15 protein-coding genes and 1 pseudogene are annotated in these 16,526 nt (G+C 70.5%); 9 read left to right on the top strand and 7 right to left on the bottom strand.

Annotated features, from left to right (window positions below):
- Positions 1 to 118 precede the first annotated feature (118 nt).
- Both ACIPFH_RS26170 and ACIPFH_RS26165 read left to right on the top strand, forming a co-directional pair.
- Positions 119 to 400, top strand: a pseudogene (locus tag ACIPFH_RS26170) (alcohol dehydrogenase catalytic domain-containing protein); the annotation flags it as partial.
- Positions 401 to 627: 227 nt separating this feature from the next.
- Positions 628 to 1,293 (top strand): SDR family oxidoreductase, encoded by a 666-nt coding sequence (locus ACIPFH_RS26165; RefSeq protein ID WP_401829960.1) that lies wholly within the window; start codon positions 628 to 630, stop codon positions 1,291 to 1,293.
- 110 nt (positions 1,294 to 1,403) lie between these two features.
- Here ACIPFH_RS26165 and cimA read toward each other — a convergent pair whose 3' ends face one another.
- Positions 1,404 to 3,041, bottom strand: a complete 1,638-nt coding sequence (gene cimA / locus ACIPFH_RS26160; protein ID WP_401829957.1) for a citramalate synthase — start codon at positions 3,039 to 3,041, stop codon at positions 1,404 to 1,406.
- 251 nt (positions 3,042 to 3,292) lie between these two features.
- On the opposite strand from cimA, the gene ACIPFH_RS26155 reads away from it, so the two are divergent.
- From ACIPFH_RS26155 to ACIPFH_RS26135, 5 genes are all read left to right on the top strand, one after another.
- On the top strand, positions 3,293 to 4,069 hold the full coding sequence (locus tag ACIPFH_RS26155) for a helix-turn-helix domain-containing protein (RefSeq protein WP_401829955.1): 777 nt from the start codon (positions 3,293 to 3,295) through the stop codon (positions 4,067 to 4,069).
- Positions 4,070 to 4,247: 178 nt separating this feature from the next.
- On the top strand, positions 4,248 to 4,547 hold the full coding sequence (locus ACIPFH_RS26150; RefSeq protein WP_401829953.1) for a hypothetical protein: 300 nt from the start codon (positions 4,248 to 4,250) through the stop codon (positions 4,545 to 4,547).
- An 84-nt stretch (positions 4,548 to 4,631) separates the two neighbouring features.
- On the top strand, positions 4,632 to 5,732 hold the full coding sequence (locus ACIPFH_RS26145) for a hypothetical protein (RefSeq protein WP_401829950.1): 1,101 nt from the start codon (positions 4,632 to 4,634) through the stop codon (positions 5,730 to 5,732).
- A 12-nt stretch (positions 5,733 to 5,744) separates the two neighbouring features.
- Positions 5,745 to 6,278: a truncated hemoglobin gene (locus ACIPFH_RS26140; protein ID WP_401829948.1), complete on the top strand. Its 534-nt coding sequence runs from the start codon at positions 5,745 to 5,747 to the stop codon at positions 6,276 to 6,278.
- A complete protein-coding gene (locus tag ACIPFH_RS26135; RefSeq protein ID WP_401829947.1) occupies positions 6,275 to 7,759 on the top strand; it encodes an FAD-dependent monooxygenase in 1,485 nt (494 codons plus the stop codon). The genes ACIPFH_RS26140 and ACIPFH_RS26135 overlap by 4 nt, the downstream gene beginning before the upstream one ends.
- Positions 7,760 to 7,779: 20 nt before the next feature.
- On the opposite strand, the gene ACIPFH_RS26130 is transcribed toward ACIPFH_RS26135, so the two are convergent.
- Positions 7,780 to 8,232, bottom strand: a complete 453-nt coding sequence (locus tag ACIPFH_RS26130; protein ID WP_356262579.1) for an SAM-dependent methyltransferase — start codon at positions 8,230 to 8,232, stop codon at positions 7,780 to 7,782.
- A 107-nt stretch (positions 8,233 to 8,339) separates the two neighbouring features.
- Here ACIPFH_RS26130 and ACIPFH_RS26125 point away from each other — a divergent pair, with 107 nt between their 5' ends.
- Positions 8,340 to 9,593 (top strand): MFS transporter, encoded by a 1,254-nt coding sequence (locus ACIPFH_RS26125; RefSeq protein WP_401829945.1) that lies wholly within the window; start codon positions 8,340 to 8,342, stop codon positions 9,591 to 9,593.
- A 214-nt stretch (positions 9,594 to 9,807) separates the two neighbouring features.
- The gene (locus ACIPFH_RS26120; protein WP_356262574.1) at positions 9,808 to 10,443 is read left to right on the top strand and encodes an NADH oxidase; all 636 of its coding nucleotides are present in this window, start codon (positions 9,808 to 9,810) and stop codon (positions 10,441 to 10,443) included.
- Positions 10,444 to 10,486: 43 nt separating this feature from the next.
- Here the strand turns inward: ACIPFH_RS26120 and ACIPFH_RS26115 are convergent, their stop codons facing one another.
- From ACIPFH_RS26115 to rfbB, 5 genes are all read right to left on the bottom strand, one after another.
- Positions 10,487 to 11,095: a response regulator transcription factor gene (locus tag ACIPFH_RS26115; RefSeq protein WP_401829943.1), complete on the bottom strand. Its 609-nt coding sequence runs from the start codon at positions 11,093 to 11,095 to the stop codon at positions 10,487 to 10,489.
- Between the two features lie 102 nt (positions 11,096 to 11,197).
- A complete protein-coding gene (locus ACIPFH_RS26110; protein WP_401829941.1) occupies positions 11,198 to 12,388 on the bottom strand; it encodes a sensor histidine kinase in 1,191 nt (396 codons plus the stop codon).
- 202 nt (positions 12,389 to 12,590) lie between these two features.
- Complete coding sequence (locus tag ACIPFH_RS26105; RefSeq protein WP_401829939.1) at positions 12,591 to 14,900, bottom strand: TOMM precursor leader peptide-binding protein; 2,310 nt, start codon at positions 14,898 to 14,900, stop codon at positions 12,591 to 12,593.
- Entirely contained in the window at positions 14,897 to 15,328 is a 432-nt protein-coding gene (locus tag ACIPFH_RS26100) for a hypothetical protein (protein ID WP_401829937.1), read from the bottom strand. Before ACIPFH_RS26100 ends, ACIPFH_RS26105 begins: the two co-directional genes overlap by 4 nt.
- A gap of 107 nt (positions 15,329 to 15,435) precedes the next feature.
- The gene (rfbB, locus tag ACIPFH_RS26095) at positions 15,436 to 16,446 is read right to left on the bottom strand and encodes a dTDP-glucose 4,6-dehydratase (protein WP_401829934.1); all 1,011 of its coding nucleotides are present in this window, start codon (positions 16,444 to 16,446) and stop codon (positions 15,436 to 15,438) included.
- Between the last annotated feature and the right edge of the window lie 80 nt (positions 16,447 to 16,526).

The raw sequence follows: 16,526 nt of genomic DNA, 5'->3' as shown, positions 1-16,526 counted from the left end.
ATCCCGGGATGGATTTCTCCGCTTTTCGCGCCTCTCCCCGCGTGTGAGGCTCGATGTCGAGCAGCCAGGCCCGACCCCGGCTGCGGCACACCGATCCTCGTACCGAAGGAAGCACCCCATGCGCGGAGCAGTCATCTACGCCCCCGGCGACGTGCGCTTCGAGAACCTCGCCGACCCGAAGATCATCAATCCGACCGACGCGGTGATCCGCACGGTCGCCACCTCCGTCTGCGGCTCGGACCTGTGGCCCTACCGCGGCGCGGAACCCATCGGCGACCCGCACCCGATGGGACACGAGTACGTCGGCATCGTCGAGGAGGTGGGCAGCGGGGTCAGCCACGTCAAGCCGGGCCAGTTCGTGGTCGGCTCCTTCGCCACCTCCGACAACACCTGCGCGAACTCCCCGACCTCATCGACCGCGTCCTGACGGGCCGGATCAACCCGGGCAAGGTCGTCGACCTCGCGCTGCCGCCGGAACAGGCCGCCGAGGGCTGCAAGGCGATGGACGAGCGCCGCGCCATCAAGGCCCTCCTCAAGCCCTGACCACAGACGCGTCCGCATTCCGGGCCTCACCCAGGCGGTACGGCCCCGGAGGCGCGAACCACCCCGCACACCCAAGGACTGACCATGACGACCTTCGCCCTCGTCGGCGCGGGCCCCGGTCTCGGGCTCGCCACCGCCCGCCGCTTCGGCGCCGCCGGCCACACCGTCGCCCTCATCGCCCGCAACGCGGAGAAGCTGGACGGCCTGAGCGCCGACCTCGCCCGTGACGACGTCCAGGCTCGCGGCTTCACCGCCGACGTGCTCGACATCGAGTCGCTGACCGCGGCTCTTCACGCGGCCGCGGCCGACCTGGGGCCCGTCGAGATCCTCCAGTACAGCCCGGTGCCCCGCGCCGACTTCATGAAGCCGGTCCTCGGCACGAGCACCGACGACCTCGACGCCCCGCTCGCCTTCTCCGTGAAGGGCCCCGTCACCTGCGTGAGCGCCGTCCTTCCCGGAATGCGCGAACTCGGCCGCGGCACCCTGCTGTTCGTCAACGGCTCCAGCGCCGTACGACCCAACCCGAAGGTCGCCGGCACCTCGATCGCCTTCGCGGCCGAAAGCGCCTACGCCCATATGCTCCACGACGCCCTCGCCCCGGAGAACATCCACGCCGCTCAGCTGATCATCCCCGGAGCCATCCGGCCCGACGCCCGGCACAGCAGCCCGGACGTGCTGGCACAGCGCCTGTACGACATCCACCAGCAGCGGAACGGCTTCCGCCACTACTCCGAGCCGCTGCCCGACTAAGGGCTGTCCCGTCATCCCCTGTCCGGGCGATCGCTTCGGCCTGTTGATCGCGGAGACCGGCAGGACACCACGGAACGAGCGGCCCTCGGGCGGCCGCCACGGGTCTGCGATCAGCCGCCGGGGGAGAAGAGAACGGGCTCGGCGAGCGGCACCGCCTCGGGAGCCGGCCCGGCGCTGTCGCGCAGCGTGTACCGGAACGCGTCCAGCAGCGCCTGCCAGGAGGCGGTGACCAGGTTCTCGTCGACGCCGACGGTGCTCCAGCGCCGCCGGCCGTCGACGAACGTGGCCAGCACCCGGGCCGGGGCCGCGCTGCCCCGTCCGCCGGTGGGGATCCGTACCTGGTAGTCCGTCAGCTCCAGCCCCGCCAGCGCGGGAAAGAGCGTGTCGAGGCCCTGGTGCAGCGCGCGATCCAGCGCGTTGACCGGTCCGCTGCCCTCGCCCACCGCGACGACCGGCTCGCTGCCGGGGACCCGCAGCCGCACGCAGGCCTCGGTGACGGCGTCGTCGGAGCGCTGCTCGACGGTGACACGCCAGGAGTCGACCGTGAACGGCTGACTCTCGGCCGTCTGACCGAACAGCACCTCGCGCAGCAGCAGTTCGAAGGAGGCGTCGGCGGACTCGAAGCTGTAGCCCTTGTTCTCCAGTTCCTTGACGCGTGCCGAGGCCCGGGCCACCGGCTCGGAGCCGGCCGCCACCGTGTAGCCGAGCTCGCGGGCCTTGAGCTCGATGGACGACCGGCCCCCCAGGTCGGAGACGAGCGTGCGCATCCGGTTGCCCACGACGGCCGGGTCGATGTGCTGGTACAGGTCGGGATCCACCCGCAGCGCGGAGGCGTGCAGGCCCCCCTTGTGGGTGAATGCGGAGGAACCGACATAGGGGTCGGCCCGCCGCGCGGGGTGCCCCGTCAGCTCGCTGATCGCCCGGGCCGTGGCGGCCAGGCCGGCCAGTCGCACGGCCGGCAGGACCTCGATGCCCCGCTTGAGGACGAGGTCGGCGGCGACGGTGAACAGATTGGCGTTGCCGCACCGTTCGCCGTACCCGTGGGCGGTGCCCTGTACCTGCACGGCGCCCGCGTCCACGGCGGCGAGGGTGTTGGCGACGGCGCAGCCGGTGTCGTCGTGGCAGTGGATGCCGAGCCGGGCGCCGGTCTGCGCGAGCGTGTCGGCCACGGCCTCGCGGACCTGGTCCGGCAGCGAGCCGCCGTTGGTGTCGCACAGCACGACGGTATCCGCACCGGCCTCCGCCGCCGCGCGTACGCATTCGTGGGCGTACGCGCGGTTCACGCGGTGGCCGTCGAAGAAGTGCTCGGCGTCGACGAACACCCGCCGGCCCGCCTGGACGAGATGCCGCACGGTGCTGGAGATCATGGCCAGGTTCTCGGCGAGAGAGGTCCGCAGCGCCCGTTCCACGTGCCGGACATCGGTCTTGGCGACCAGGGTGATCACCGGTGCGCCCGAGGCGAGCAGGGCCTGGACCTGGGGGTCCGTGGCAGCCAGTGCACCGGGTCGGCGCGTCGCCCCGAACGCGGCCAACTCCGCGTTTTCCAGGGTGAGTTCGGTGCGGGCCCGGTGGAAGAACTCGGTGTCCCGGGGAACCGCGCCCGGCCACCCGCCCTCGATGAACCCGACGCCGAAGGCGTCCAGGTGGCGCGCGACGGCGAGCTTGTCCTGCACCGTCAGCACCATGCCCTCCTGCTGGGTGCCGTCCCGCAGCGTGGTGTCGTAGAGCTGCACGCCTTGCACTGCCATCACCGTGACCCTCCTGGGTAGTTCACTGGGCGCCACGGTCCGGCAGAGCCCTCAAGCATGGCTTGACCCGTCGGCACCGGCGGCCATTCGCGTGGCTCGACTCCGGAATCTGATCAGCCATCGCCACACCGGAAAGAGAGTGAATGCGCCGGGTCCGTGGCTCGATCTCAGGTCAAGCAAGCCTCCATGCGTTTTCCCTAGCATTGCCCCGGGCGTACGCCGTGTTCCATTCGGCTGTTCAGGAGATGCGTATGGAGCATATTGTGGAGCGGGCCGTGCAGATCATCCGGGAGCGTTACTCGGAACCACTCAGCCTCGATGACATCGCCGGTGCGGTCCTGGTCAGCAAATTCCATCTGCTGCGCGTGTTCAGTCAGGTCACCGGGGTGACCCCGGGGCGTTTTCTCGGTGCGGTACGCATTGGTGAAGCGAAACGCCTGCTGAAGAATTCCGATCTCGGTGTGGCCACCATATCTTCCAGGGTCGGGTACAGCAGTACGGGCAGCTTCACCAGTCGATTCACCGAATCCGTGGGAATTCCGCCGACTCAATACCGTCAGTTGAGCCGGGCCGAGGGCGGGTACGCCGTGCCCTCGACGCTCGACGGTCGAAGCGACAGGACGCGCTGCCAGTTGCACGGCGTGGCCCGGGCTGCGGCGGAGCCCGTCTCCTCGATCTACATCGGTTCCTTCGACAGCCCCATACTCCAGCGGCATCCGTCCAGTTGGACCACCACGGAGCACCTCGGACCCTTTGTGCTGCAGCAGGTTCCGCACGGGATCTGTTACCTGCACGCGACGATGCGGGCGGCGCAGGAGCAGCCGGGCCGGCCCCTGGAGACCATGCTGCTCACGGCCACGCTCGGGCCCATACGCATCGACCCGTACGCCAGCTTCGAGGTGGAACTGGTGCTGTGTCCGCGGAACTGGTCGCACCCGCCCATCCTGTTCGCGGCTCCTGGTCTCGAGATGTCGGCCGAGGCGACGCCTCGACCCGGGTTCAAGCGGATATCAAGCGGATTCAAGTAGATTTCCAGTGGCTTCAAGTGAATTTCAAGGACTGGCTCGCCATACTTCGCGGAAGGTCAGCAATTAAGGAGAAGACAGGTCGTGACTCAGGCTGCGAGGCTCCTTGATGAGCGCGGCGATGGCCGCCTCTCGGCGGTCCGGTGGATCGCCTTCTGTGAACCTTCCGAAGGGATGCTTCATGCGCGACGCATATGTAGTCCGAGCGAAGTCGGCCGACGAATTCGGCGTGTGGGACATGACTCCTGTCTGGGACCGTGCCTCCGAGGACCTGTCGGTCTGGGACCGGGCCTCCGAGAACGTGTCGGTCTGGGACCGGGCCTCCGAGAACGTGTCGGTCTGGGACCGGGCCTCCGAGGACCTGTCGGTCTGGGACCGGAGCTGCGACGAACTGTCGGTCTGGGACCGGAGCTGCGACGAACTTTCGGTCTGGGACCAGGCACCGGTCTGGGACCGAGTGCAGGAACCGCAGGCGGCCTGACGGCCGACCCACAGCCCATTCGGCCCGGCAGCCCTGTGCATTGCCGGGCCGGACGGGCTTCCCGCACGGCCGGAAGGAATTGACGTGACGCCACACCGCCCCGAACCGGCGCTGGACACCGCCCGGCTGCAGGTGCGCACCGATGTTCCCGAGGGCTGGGACGGCTGGATCGGCAGAGCCCCGGTCACACTGCGCCGACGCTGGATCTCGCTCGCCGAGGGCAGGATCCCCGGCGGCGCCCGCACCTTCGGGCTGTCCGGTCCGGACGGGGACCAAGTGGCCCTGGTGGGCGGCGTGATGGAGGCCCCCACCGGACATGTGCGGTTCGATCCGATGCGGGTGCTGTCGGGCGGCTCGGTCGCCGACGGGGTGGTCGCCGACGGACCGCACCCGTGGCAGGGACTCCCCGCCGAAGAACTGTTCCCGTCCTGCGTACTGATGGGCCCCAACTACGAGTCGGCGCCGGCCGGTCCGGGCTCACGCGATCCGCGGGTGCTGCGGGCGTATCTGGAGGCCCTGCTCGACTGGTGCCGTGACCAGGGGATGCGCAGTGTCTCGGCGCTGTTCCTGCGCCCCGACCATCCCGAGTTCCTCGACGTGTTGCGCACGGCGGGGTTCGCCGTGGTCCCGATGGTGGACCGCAGCGACATGGAGGTCACCTGGGATGACCTGGACGGCTACATAGCCGGGCTGCGGCGCAACCAGCGCTTCGCGGTACGGCGCGAGCTGCGCGAGATCGCGGCCCGAGGCATCGAGATCGGCGAACGCCCGATCGGCGACGAGGAGCCCGAGCTCATTCCGCTGCGGGCCCAGCTGGTGACCAAGTACGGCGGTGTGCCCGACGCGAAGCGCGAGGCGGACTCGTTCCGGCATCTGCGCGACCACTTCGGTCCCGAGAACGTCTGGATCGTCGAGGCCCGGCAGCGGGGCGCCCTGCTCTCCTTCACGATGCTGGTGCGGGACGGTGACCAGTGGACCGCGCTGATGAGCGGCACCGACTACACGCATCCCGACGCCTCGTTCACGTACTTCGCCACGATGTTCTACCGCCCTGCCGAGCTGGCCCCCGAGCAGGGGATCACCACGATCGCCTACGGGCTCGGAACCGTCCAGGCCAAGAAGCTGCGTGGCTGCACCGTCAGCACGCTGTCCGCCGCGGGCCTGTTGCTCGACCGATCCGACTGAAGGAGTACGCCCATGTCGCCCAATCCAGCCGGCCCGGCCCCCCAGCACGACGGGAGGGTACTCCTCGTCGCCGACCAGGGTCTGCAGTCCGGCGAGCGGATGACTCCCACGCAGGTCGACCGGAAGGTCTCCGACTTCTGGACCGGCATCGGCGGCGCCGAGTTCTTCCAGGCGCTCACCACCCGCTTCTACGAGCTCGTCGCCGAGGACGAGGTGCTGTCGCCGCTCTTCGCCGTCCCCGACTGGAGCCGTCACGCCGCACGGCTGTACGACCACTTCCGCCGGATCTACGGCGAGAACGACCTGACCGCGGCCTGGGACCCGAAGATGCACCAGGCGCACGCGCACTTCCTGATCTCCCGCGAGCAACGGCTGCGCTGGCTGGCCCTGATGAAGGAGGCGGGCGCCGGACTGGACGCACCCGAACCGCACTTCACCGAGTTCCTCACCATCATGAAGATAGCCAGTGGTGAGATGACCGCGGTGTCCCGGGGAGCGGCGCTGGCCCGCGGCGAGCGGTTCCACTGGGACGGGACCCCGGCATGAGCGGCACTTCTGTCCGCACCGTGGCCGTGGTGGGCGGGGGCCCCGCCGGTGCCTTCTGCGCGCTGGAGCTGGCCCGGCTGCTACCGGACACGGCCATCGAGCTCTACGACCGCGAGGACCGGGGGCCGGGGGCCGGCATCGTGCTGACGGACGAGTTCGCCGAGCGCATCCGGGCCGTCCACCCCGAGGTGCTGCGGCTGCCGGAGTCCGCGTACGCCTCGTGGGACGAGACGGTCACGATGATCGACGGCGAACGAATCCCGTCCGGCGCCTTCGGCATGTCGGGGATCTCCCGGCAGGTCTTCCACGCGCATGTCCGCGCACTGGCCGCGCAGCACGCCAATGTGCGGCTGATCAGGCGCAACGTCGCCAGGCTGCCGGAACAGGCGGATCTGGTGGTGCTGGCGGACGGTGCGGGCAGCGAGCTGCGCCGGGAGCGCGCCGACCGGTTCGGCACCTCCGTGTCTCCGGGCCGCACCCGGTACCTGTGGATGAGCACACCCTCGGTCCTCGAACCGTGCTTCCTCCTCAAGGACCTGGGCCCGGGCCCTCTGGTGGTGCACGCCTATCCGCATGCGGCCGACGAGAGCACCTTCATCGTCGAGGCCGATCCGGACAGCCTGTCCGCCCTCGGCCTGCTCGACCTGACGGCGGCCGAGGCGGAGCCGCGGCTTGCCGCGCTGTTCCGGAGCGAGCTGGGCGGCGCTCCCCTGACGGCCCGGACGGCGGGCTGGCAACCGTTCCGTACCGTCGTCAACCGCCGCTGGTCCGACGGCCGGACGGTGCTGGCCGGGGACGCCGCGCACACGGTCCACTTCTCGACGGGCTCGGGCACCGTTCTGGCCATCGAGGACGCACTGTGTCTCGCCCGATGTATCGCCGGACACGACGATCCGCTCCAGGCGGCGGCCGAGTACGAGAGCATCCGGCGGCCGGTCGCCGAGCAGACACAGGCGGAGGCGGCGGAGAGCACCGCGTGGTTCGAGCAGGTGTGCCGCGGTGAGCGGCTGCAGGGGCACCAGACGGTGTTCGCGCTGCGCAGCCGCCGGGCGGTGAACACCTTCAGCCGACTGCGGGAGCGGGATCCGGAGTTCGTCGCGCGCACCGTGGCGCGACTGGCCGGCCACCCCACCGACGCGGAGCCCGTCGACGTGCCGCTGACGGTGGGCCCGGTGCGCCTGGCCCACCGGCTGGTCGAGTTGGAGCGCCGGGACGGCCGGTGTGTGCTGCGCGGCGCGGACGGCGCCCGGGCTGTGGGGCTGGTCGTGGACCGGGCGCCGGACCGCCCGCTGCCGGGGATCGATTTCCTCGCGGTACGGGCCCGGCCGGAGGGCGGCCGGGTGACCAGGAGCGCTCCCGCCGCGCGGATCCGCAGCGAGGCGGCGCTCCCGATCGCGCTGCTGGTCGACGAGGAGTTGCCCCGGGACGAGGCCAACACCCTGATCGCGGCCGCGCGTACGGACCTGGTGGCCGTGCCATGAGCCGTGGCGGCCCGGCGGACTCAGAAGTAGTTGCGCATCAGCTCGCCGGACCAGGCCGGACCCCGCACCTCACCGCGCGGGGCGAACTCCGGCAGATACGGTTTGACGTCGAGTACCGGGGAGCCGTCGACGGCGTCGAGGCCGTGCACGGTGAGCGTCAGCCCGTCGACCGCCGCAAGGCCGCATACGGTCACCCCGAGGTGGTTGGGCCGGTTGGGTGCGCGCTGGGCCAGGATGCCGGACAGCGGCCAGTCGGTGTTGCCCCGGGGGTGCTGGGTGGCGGTACAGGTCCGCGTCGCCAGATGGAACGCGAAGATCACTTCGACGTGCGAGTAGTCGTCGAGGCCGGAGGTCGCCGACTCGTCGAACACGGCCGGGTCCAGTTCGATCCGCGAGACCACCGCCCCCCATCCGTCCTCGTGGACCTGTCGGCGTCCGCCGCGAACCACCCCGATGGGACTGATCGGCTGCATTCCATCCCCGCTTCCTGCCCCGGGGGTCCTGGTCGCCCGGAACCCGCGAAGCATGTCCGCCCGTCCGCCGCAGAGTCAACCGCCACCCACCGAGCGAGGTGCCAGCCATGGCCCGTCTGATGTCCCGCCTGCTTCCCGACCCCGGTGCCGGCCGGGTGCTGGTCCTGTGCACCGCCGTGGCCAGCCTCGGGAACGGCCTCTATGTCACGGGCGGGGCCGTCTACTTCGTCCATGTCGTGGGGCTGTCACCGGGGCAGGTGGGCATCGGAATGTCGCTGGCCGGCATCCTGGCGCTTGCTCTGGGAGTGCCGGCCGGACACCTCGCCGACCGGGTCGGGCCGCGGGGAATCACCGCGGTGTTCGCGCTCGGGAAGGCGGCGGCGCTGGCCGGGGCGGCCTTCGTGCACTCCTTCTCGGCCTATCTGGTGATGGCCGTGGCCCTCGGGCTGGCCGAGCAGAGCGGCAACGTCGCCCGGGGCACGCTGGTGGCGGGGGTGATGGGCCGAGAGGGCCGGGTCCGGATCTCGGCGTACATGCGCAGCGTGTTCAACGGCGGTTTCTCACTGGCCTCGCTGGCGGCCGGCCTGGTCATCGCGGCCGATTCGAAGACGGCCTTCCTCTCCCTGTTCTGGGGCAATGCCGTCGCCATGGTGCTGGTGGCCGCGCTCTACATGCGGTTGCCCGAGGTCCCGGGCATCCCGCGCGCGCCCCGTGGCGAGCGGCCGCGCGGGGTGGTGCGCGACGTCCCCTATCTGCTGGTCGCCCAGGTTTCCGGGATCGCCAGGATCGGGCCCACCGCACTGGCGGTGGGGCTGCCGCTCTGGCTGGTGGTGCACACCGACGCCCCTCGGGCCCTGGCGGCATGGATCATGCTGGTCAACACCCTGATGGTGGTGTTCCTCCAGGTGCGGATGGCGCGCGACGCGGACACCGTGCGGGGGGCGGCGCGACTGCAGCGGTTCACCGCCGTGGTCCTCGCCGTCGCCTGTGCCGTCACCGCGCTGACCGGATCGATGCCCGGATGGGCGGCCGCCACCGTGCTCCTGGCCGTCGCGGTGCTCTTCACCTTCGGTGAGATCTGGGGCGAGGCCGCCCGATGGGGGCTGCGGTACGAACTGGCGCCCGCGAACGCGCAGGGACAGTACCTGGGGGCCTTCGCGACCGGTGACGCCTTCGCCCTGATCGCCGGGCCGGCCCTGGTGACCACGGTGCCCGACCGGTTCGGCGGCCCCGGCTGGCTGCTGATCGCCGTCCTGTTCCTCGGGGTGCTGGCCGCCAGCGGCCCCGCCGTCCGTTGGGCGGAACGGACCCGGGTGCCGGAGACCGGAACGGCAGGCGTCCCGATGACCACAAAAACATGATCCCGCTGTTGCTTTCGTCCATCGCGACTCCCCTGCGCGACGCGGCGGGCGTCCCGGCGGGTGCGGCGAACGGCGAACGGCCCATGATTTCCTCATGTCTTCGGTGTGATCCGTTCGCTGCTGGGGACACCGCGGACCGTTCCATACTGGAGGGCGCGAGCGGTTCGGCTGCGGAAGCCGCACTTCCGGTCGGCTCCGAGTCCGAGGAGGTCGGTTGACCGTGATTCCATCCACGGAAGACTTACCCCTGCGCATGCACCACCTGTGGTCCCTGCGCGAGGACACGGTGGTCGGGTGGGAGGAGGAAGGCCGGACGCTGGTGCTCCGCGGTCCGCAGGGCACGGAGCGGGTCGAGGATCCCGCGCCTGCGGTGGCCGAGGCGCTGCGCCGGATGGAACTCGGTCCCGTGCTGCTCGCCAACCTGCTGCAGCCGAACGGCGGAGCGGCCCCCGTGCACGACACCTACACGGTGGTCCTGTCGGTGCTTCGCCAGGTCTCCCACGTGGTGATCAGGACGCTGTCCCTGGAAGACCTCAAGGGGCCGGTGCTGTCGGTGGTGCCGGTGTGCCGAACCGCGCGCTTCTCACTCGTCCGGCTGTCGGCGCAGCGCAGGGTGCGGCTGCGGCCCACCGTGACGATCACCGTGCGAGGGGACGTGTTCCTGGTGCAGTGCCGCACCCTGGATCACCGGGTGGAGATCCACCGCCCCGAGGCGATGTGGGTGGTGTCGCTGCTGGCCTGGCCCATGACACCGGACGCGATGGTCGAACTGCTGCCTCTGCCCGCCGAGTTGACCCTGGCGATCCTCGGCTACCTGGCAGGTGCCGGGATGACGGTGGCCGCGGGCTGACCGCGCCACCGTCCGGGGCGGGGACGGGAGCCCACCGGGCCGGTCACAACAGCCAGCCCGACTCGCGGGCGATGCGGATCGCGTCGACCCGGTTACGCGCGTTGAGCTTGGTCACGGTGGTGGTGAGGTAGTTGCGTACCGTGCCCACCGAAAGATGGAGGTGCTCGGCGATCTCCTGGGGTTCCGTGCCCTGCGCGGCCAGCTGCAGCACCTCGGTCTCGCGGGTGGTCAGCGGGCTCTCGCTGCCGCCCCAGGCCGCGAGGGCCAGTTGGGGGTCGATCACCCGATGGCCGGCCACGACCCGGCGCACGGCCTGGGCGAGATCGCTGGGCGGGGCGTCCTTGAGGAGGAAACCGGAGACGTGCGCGGACATCGCCCGGCGCAGCGTGCCTGGGCGGCCGAGGCTGGTGAGGATCAGGGTCCGGCACTCGGGGAGGCGCTCGTGCAGGAGTTCGGCCGCGCTGAGTCCGTCCAGGCCGGGCAGATCGATGTCGATGATGGCCACATCCGGCCGGTGTTCGCGCGCCGCGCTCAGGATCTGATCGCCGCGTTCGAGTTCGGCGATCACTTTCAGGTCGTCCTCCAGGTTGAGCAGAGCCACCAGTGCGCCGCGGACCATGTGCATGTCCTCGGCCAGGAGGATCCGTATCATCGTCGCTGCCCCCGTTCCCCCACAAACATGAAATTCTGGGTCCTACCCAAGCGCATCCGCTGTCGGCGTTTCGTCAACAGGGCAGAGATCAGGCCAGGTTGCTCACGCCACGTCGTCGGCCCGGCCGTACGGCTGCTCGTCGTTCGTGATGTCGCCCGCGCGCGGGTCGCCGGCCCGGGCCTCCTGGGCCGGCGCCTCGGCGGTGAGCCGGAAGACGTCCATCTCGGAACCCTCGGGAGAGCGCCGCACGATCAGCCGGCCTCCGATGTCTTCCAGCCGCCGCTCGAGGTTGCCCAGGCCGCTGCCGCTGTGCGGCGACGGGACCTGATGGCCGAGCACCAGGCCGTCGTTGACGATCGTGAGGCGGACGAGATCGTCCTCGATCCGCGCGGAGATCCGGCAGTACGAGGCCTTGGAGTGCCGGAGCAGGTTGGTGACGCCCTCGCGCAGCACCGTGGCCAGCACGGTGGATGTTCCCAGCCCCAGGGCCTCGACGGCGTCGTGGGTGTCGACGGTGACCGAGACATCGGCGGCGGCCAGCACCGACTCGGCGGAGGTGAGTTCGGAGCTGAGGGACATCTCCCGGTAACCGCGGGCGACCCGGCGCACATCGGCCAGTGCCTGACGGGAGATGACGAGAACCTCGTCGACCTCGTCGCGGGCCCGGCACGGGTTGGCCGGGATGAGGCGGTGGATCAGCTCGTTCTTGAGGGTTATGGCGGAGAGGCTGTACCCGAGCAGGTCGTGCAGATCCCTGGAGAACCGCAACTGCTCGTTGCTGACGGCCAGTCGGGCCAGGTCGGCGCGGGCCCGGTGCAACTGGTCGACCAGGCTGGTCAAGCGGCTCAGGCCGTACACCACGAGACCGGTGAGCGCGGTGGTCTGGCACATGTACACGATGTCGACGACGCCCCGGTCGTCCAGGACGCCGGGGATGAGCAGGCTGAGCGTCGTCAGTCCGTACGTCGCCCAGCCTGCCCGGGCCGGCAGGAGAAGCAGCACGGAGCCGGCGAAGAAGCCCGCCATGGCGCCCCAGGACACTCCGAACCAGATCAACGGCAGGTAGGAGAGGACGCCTTGGGCGGCCAGGGAGAGCATCTTGGTGCGCAGCCGTGCCTCGGAGATGCCGGGTGCCGAGTGCACGAGTTGCAGCAGGAACACCAGCACCAGGCAGACCAGGGCGAGGATCAGGTCGTACAGCTCGAGCCGCTGGGACAGGATGTTGAGGAAGGTGATGCCCAGATAGCACACCAGCGCGGCCACCAGAACGCCCCGGGCGGTTCTTGTGGCCACGCTGCTGTGGTCCCGTGATTGGCCGGAATGCGATGCAGACCTGTTCGGATCGGTACCGCCCATCCCTCGACCGAGCCCCCCCTCCGTGTCTCGACTCCGGTTCAGGTGCAACCGGCGTCATTCTAGACAGAGCACGGTCGGAGACTGGCGCGTAATGTCCATCGGTCATTCGGGTGATTGTCCGGAAGCAGGTGCGGTCGCGTCAGACGAAGAGCGGGATCGGGTTCAGCTGCTCGTACGGTGTGGGCCCGGAGAGGCGTCCGAGCGCGACCGGCACGTCGAAGAGCCTGCCCGGCGCGTACCGGGCCCAGAAGTGCCGGAGTCCCGGCACCAGCACCTTGACCACCGGCATCCCGACGTCCGGCCGGGTCTGGTCCAGGACGAGAAGCTCCAGGCCCTTGGCGCTGACGAGCTCGGTCATGGCCTTCACGTCGTCGAGCAGATCGGTGTGCGCAACGTAGGTCCAGTGGCCGGGAGTACGCGGCCGGGCGGCCGGATCGGGCACCAGATATGACTGGTTGGCGAGGGTCGCCTGCTGCCACCAGCGAACCGGCAGCGGATCCGTGATGCCGTAACCGCCGCCGGGGCGGCCCGCGCCCACGGCCGGCAGCAGCTGCCCCATCTCGGTGAGCGCGCGGCGCAGCGCGAGTGCGGGGTCGAAGTGTGCGCCGAAGCCGAAGACGATGTCCTCGGTGGGCCCCTCCGTGCGCCGGGACAGTGCCACGACCGCGGGGATGCCGAGATCCGAGGTGAGGTCCAGCGCCCACAACTCCCGGCCCAGCTTCCGGTATCCGTCGCGCAGTCGCTCGATGTACGGCTCGTCGAACGAGTCCAGGTCGATCGCCGGCTGCCGGGTGCGGTTGTACCACCACAGGGCGACGGCGTCCCGCTCCACCAGTTCCAGGAAACCCTGCAGCAGGGCGTCCTCCGGACTGCTGCCCGCCGCGTTGCCGTTGGAGTCGGCGTACGGCCCGTGCGGAGCGGGGGAGCCGGACGGGAAGTAGAGCATCGACGTGGGCAGCAACCGTCGGCGCTGCTCGGTCACGGACCACACGGGCGTCCACTCCACCGGCCGGTTCTCGTCGAAGGGCTCGGGGACGTGGTGGAAGGGCGAGCCGGAGCGGTTCCAGCGGTCCCGCTCGCGGAACTGCCGGTCCGCGTACAGCTGGCAGGAGTTGGGATGCAGGGCCTGGTCGCCGAGGGCGCGCAGGGTCTCCACCACGACCGGTTCGTCGCCGTGCCGTGTGCCGCTGTAGCGCTCCACCGACTCGCACAGCGCGCTGGTGCGGGCCTCGGCGTCGGTCAGTCCCTTGCCGCCGCTGAGCGAGCGCAGCCCGGCCAGGCCGCGGTCCCGCATGGCGAGGTTGCGCCCCGACACGTAGGTGGTGGCGAACTCCGGTGCTCCGGGAGAGGGTTCGAGCACCGGGACGATTCCGGTGATGGGGCTCACCAGGTGCCCGTAGCGCTTCAGCAGCTGGTCGGGGCTGAGTGCCCGGTGACCGCCGCCGCCCTGCCCGGCCTTGGGCCGCGACACCGGGACGAACGGCGCGAGCACGCGCCGGCTCGTCAGCGCGGGGTCGCCGCAGGAGTGGCACTGGGGGATACGGGACACGGCGTGGACGCGGGTCCGCAGGTTGAGCGTGTCGACCGTGCGGACGGAGCCCTGGTCGGCGTAGCGCAGGCCGGCCAGCCACTTTGCGGCCTCCAGGACCGCGCTCTGCGCGGCCATGACCCGCCCCGCCGACAGCGAGGCGATCGGCCGGCCGAGCGGGCGGTCGAGGCCCAGGGCCTGCTGGAGCGATCCCTCGTACCCGCGGTGCTGCTCCAGCCGGGCGGCCAGACAGGACCAGCAGGGTCCGTCGTCCGGCCGGAAGAACGGGCCGATCCAGGGTTCGTAGCCGCACAGCCGGGTGAGCAGCCACGGCCTGCCCGCCGCCCGGTGCTCGGCGTCGACCCGCTCGAGCTCCGGCGAGAGGTAGTCGTCGCACAGGACCAGCGTGAGGTCCGCGTCCGAGTCGGTCACGTTGATGCCGGACTCGAGACCCGCCGCGAGCACCGGTTCGGCGTCGACGCCGGCGAGCGGCAGGACCTGGAGCCGGGAGCCGGCCAGCCCCGCCGCAGCCCGGGCGCCGTCCAGGCCGGCCAGGTCCCAGTACGCCTCGGCGATGGGGTCGGTGCACGCCGCCGGGCCGGCCTCGGCCGGGGCGGGACTGCCGAAGCGGAGCAGCCCGGCCTCGCTGAGCAGGCGCAGCGCGCCCTGTGTCTCCTCGGCCGTCAGCGCGGGCGCGGCATCGTGCAGGATCTCGGTGAGTGAGCGGGTCCCGTCGAGCAGGGGGACGAGCACATCGGCGAGGGCCCCGTGCAGGGTGGTCATGCCCCGGCGGGAGACCAGGTAGGTCGCCTCGCCGGGGATGGTCGTGGGACGCAGGTGGTGCCTGAATCCCACGAGGGTTGAGCCGTCCTGTAGGGCGGCCGGTCCGGGTCTCCTGGTGTGTGGCGACCCGGAAGTCATATCCAGGACCCCACGACCGCGTCGCCCTCGACGGTCACGGCAGCCGCGGTCTCCGCACCGAAGGCATCGGTGGGGGCGGCTTGGACGCAGAAGGTGAACTGGGCTGTGTCGGTAGGGACTTCCTGGAAGACATGGGTGAACTGGGCAGAATTCTTGGGGACGTCCTTGAATGCGTAGGTGAACCGGGCGGTGTCGGTAGGGGGTGCCTGGACGCAGAACGTGAACTGGGCGGCGTCCGTCGGGGGTTCCTGTGCGCAAAACGTGAACTGGGCGGTGCCGATGGGTGCGGCTTCCCTGCCGTAGGTGAACAGCATGGTGGAGCCGGCGGCGTGGTCGAGGGTTTCGACCGCGAGGAGCGGACGTGCGGGAGCTGCCTCGGTGATGCGCGCCGAGTGGGGGGTGACAGGGGTGGCACTGGCGTGGCTCATCGGAGAAGATCCTCACTGACGGGGTCGGCTGTGCTCCAATGGCCAGAATTCTTTGCGGGTGAGGGCTTCACGGACAGTGTTCGGTTCATCGGTGAGGGGTGAAGTTCTCACCCAAGTGGAGGCCTCAGCTCCGTCAGTCGCCGCTTGAGGGGTTCCCACCAGTTTCGGTTGTCGCGATACCACCGCACGGTTTCGGCCAGACCTTCCTCGAAGCTCCTGCGGGGTGAGTAGCCCAGCTCCTCGCGGATCTTCGTGCAGTCGACGGAGTAGCGGCGGTCGTGCCCCTTGCGGTCCTCGACGTGGTCGACGCTGTTCTCCCAGTCGGCGCCGCATGCCTCGAGCAGCATCCCGGTGAGCTCCTTGTTGGAGAGCTCGGTGCCGCCTCCGATGTTGTAGATCTCGCCCGCGCGGCCCTTGGTGCGGACCAGTTCGATGCCCTGGACGTGGTCGTCGATGTGCAGCCAGTCGCGGACGTTGCCGCCGTCGCCGTACAGCGGGACCTTCCCGCCGTCGAGGAGGCTGGTGACGAAGAGCGGGATGAGCTTCTCGGGGAAGTGGTGGTGGCCGTAGTTGTTCGAACAGCGGGTGACCCGGACGTCCAGGCCGTGGGTGCGGTGGTACGACAGCGCGATCAGGTCGCTCGAGGCCTTCGACGAGGAGTACGGCGAGTTGGGCCGCAGTGGGTGGCTCTCGGGCCAGGAACCCTCGTCGATCGAGCCGTACACCTCGTCGGTGGAGACGTGCACGAAGACCTTGACGCCGGCCCGGTGCGCCGCGTCGACGAGCGTGTGCGTGCCGACCACGTTGGTGCGCACGAACTCGGCGCCCCCGTCGATCGAGCGGTCGACGTGCGACTCGGCGGCGAAGTGCACGACCTGGTCGTGCTCGGCCATCAGCTTTCCCACCAGCTCGGGGGAGCAGATGTCGCCCTGCACGAGGGAGAAGCGCGGGTGCGCCCGGACCTCGTCGAGGTTGGCGGGATTGCCCGCGTACGTCAGCTTGTCCAGGACGGTGATCGCGACGTCGCCGGGGCCCTGGGGGCCGAGCAGCGTACGGACGTAGTGGGAGCCGATGAATCCGGCGCCGCCGGTCACCAGGATGCGGGTCGTGGTCGTCATGACGGCGGGTGCCTCCCAGAGCGGGCGGATGGATACGGTGCGGCCGGGACGCCGGGGCGCCTGTGGCGGTGCGGGGACCG

It is taken from the genome of Streptomyces sp. NPDC088157 (genome assembly GCF_044741545.1).
Taxonomy (GTDB): domain Bacteria; phylum Actinomycetota; class Actinomycetes; order Streptomycetales; family Streptomycetaceae; genus Streptomyces.
This window is presented reverse-complemented; position numbering and strand designations above follow the sequence as displayed.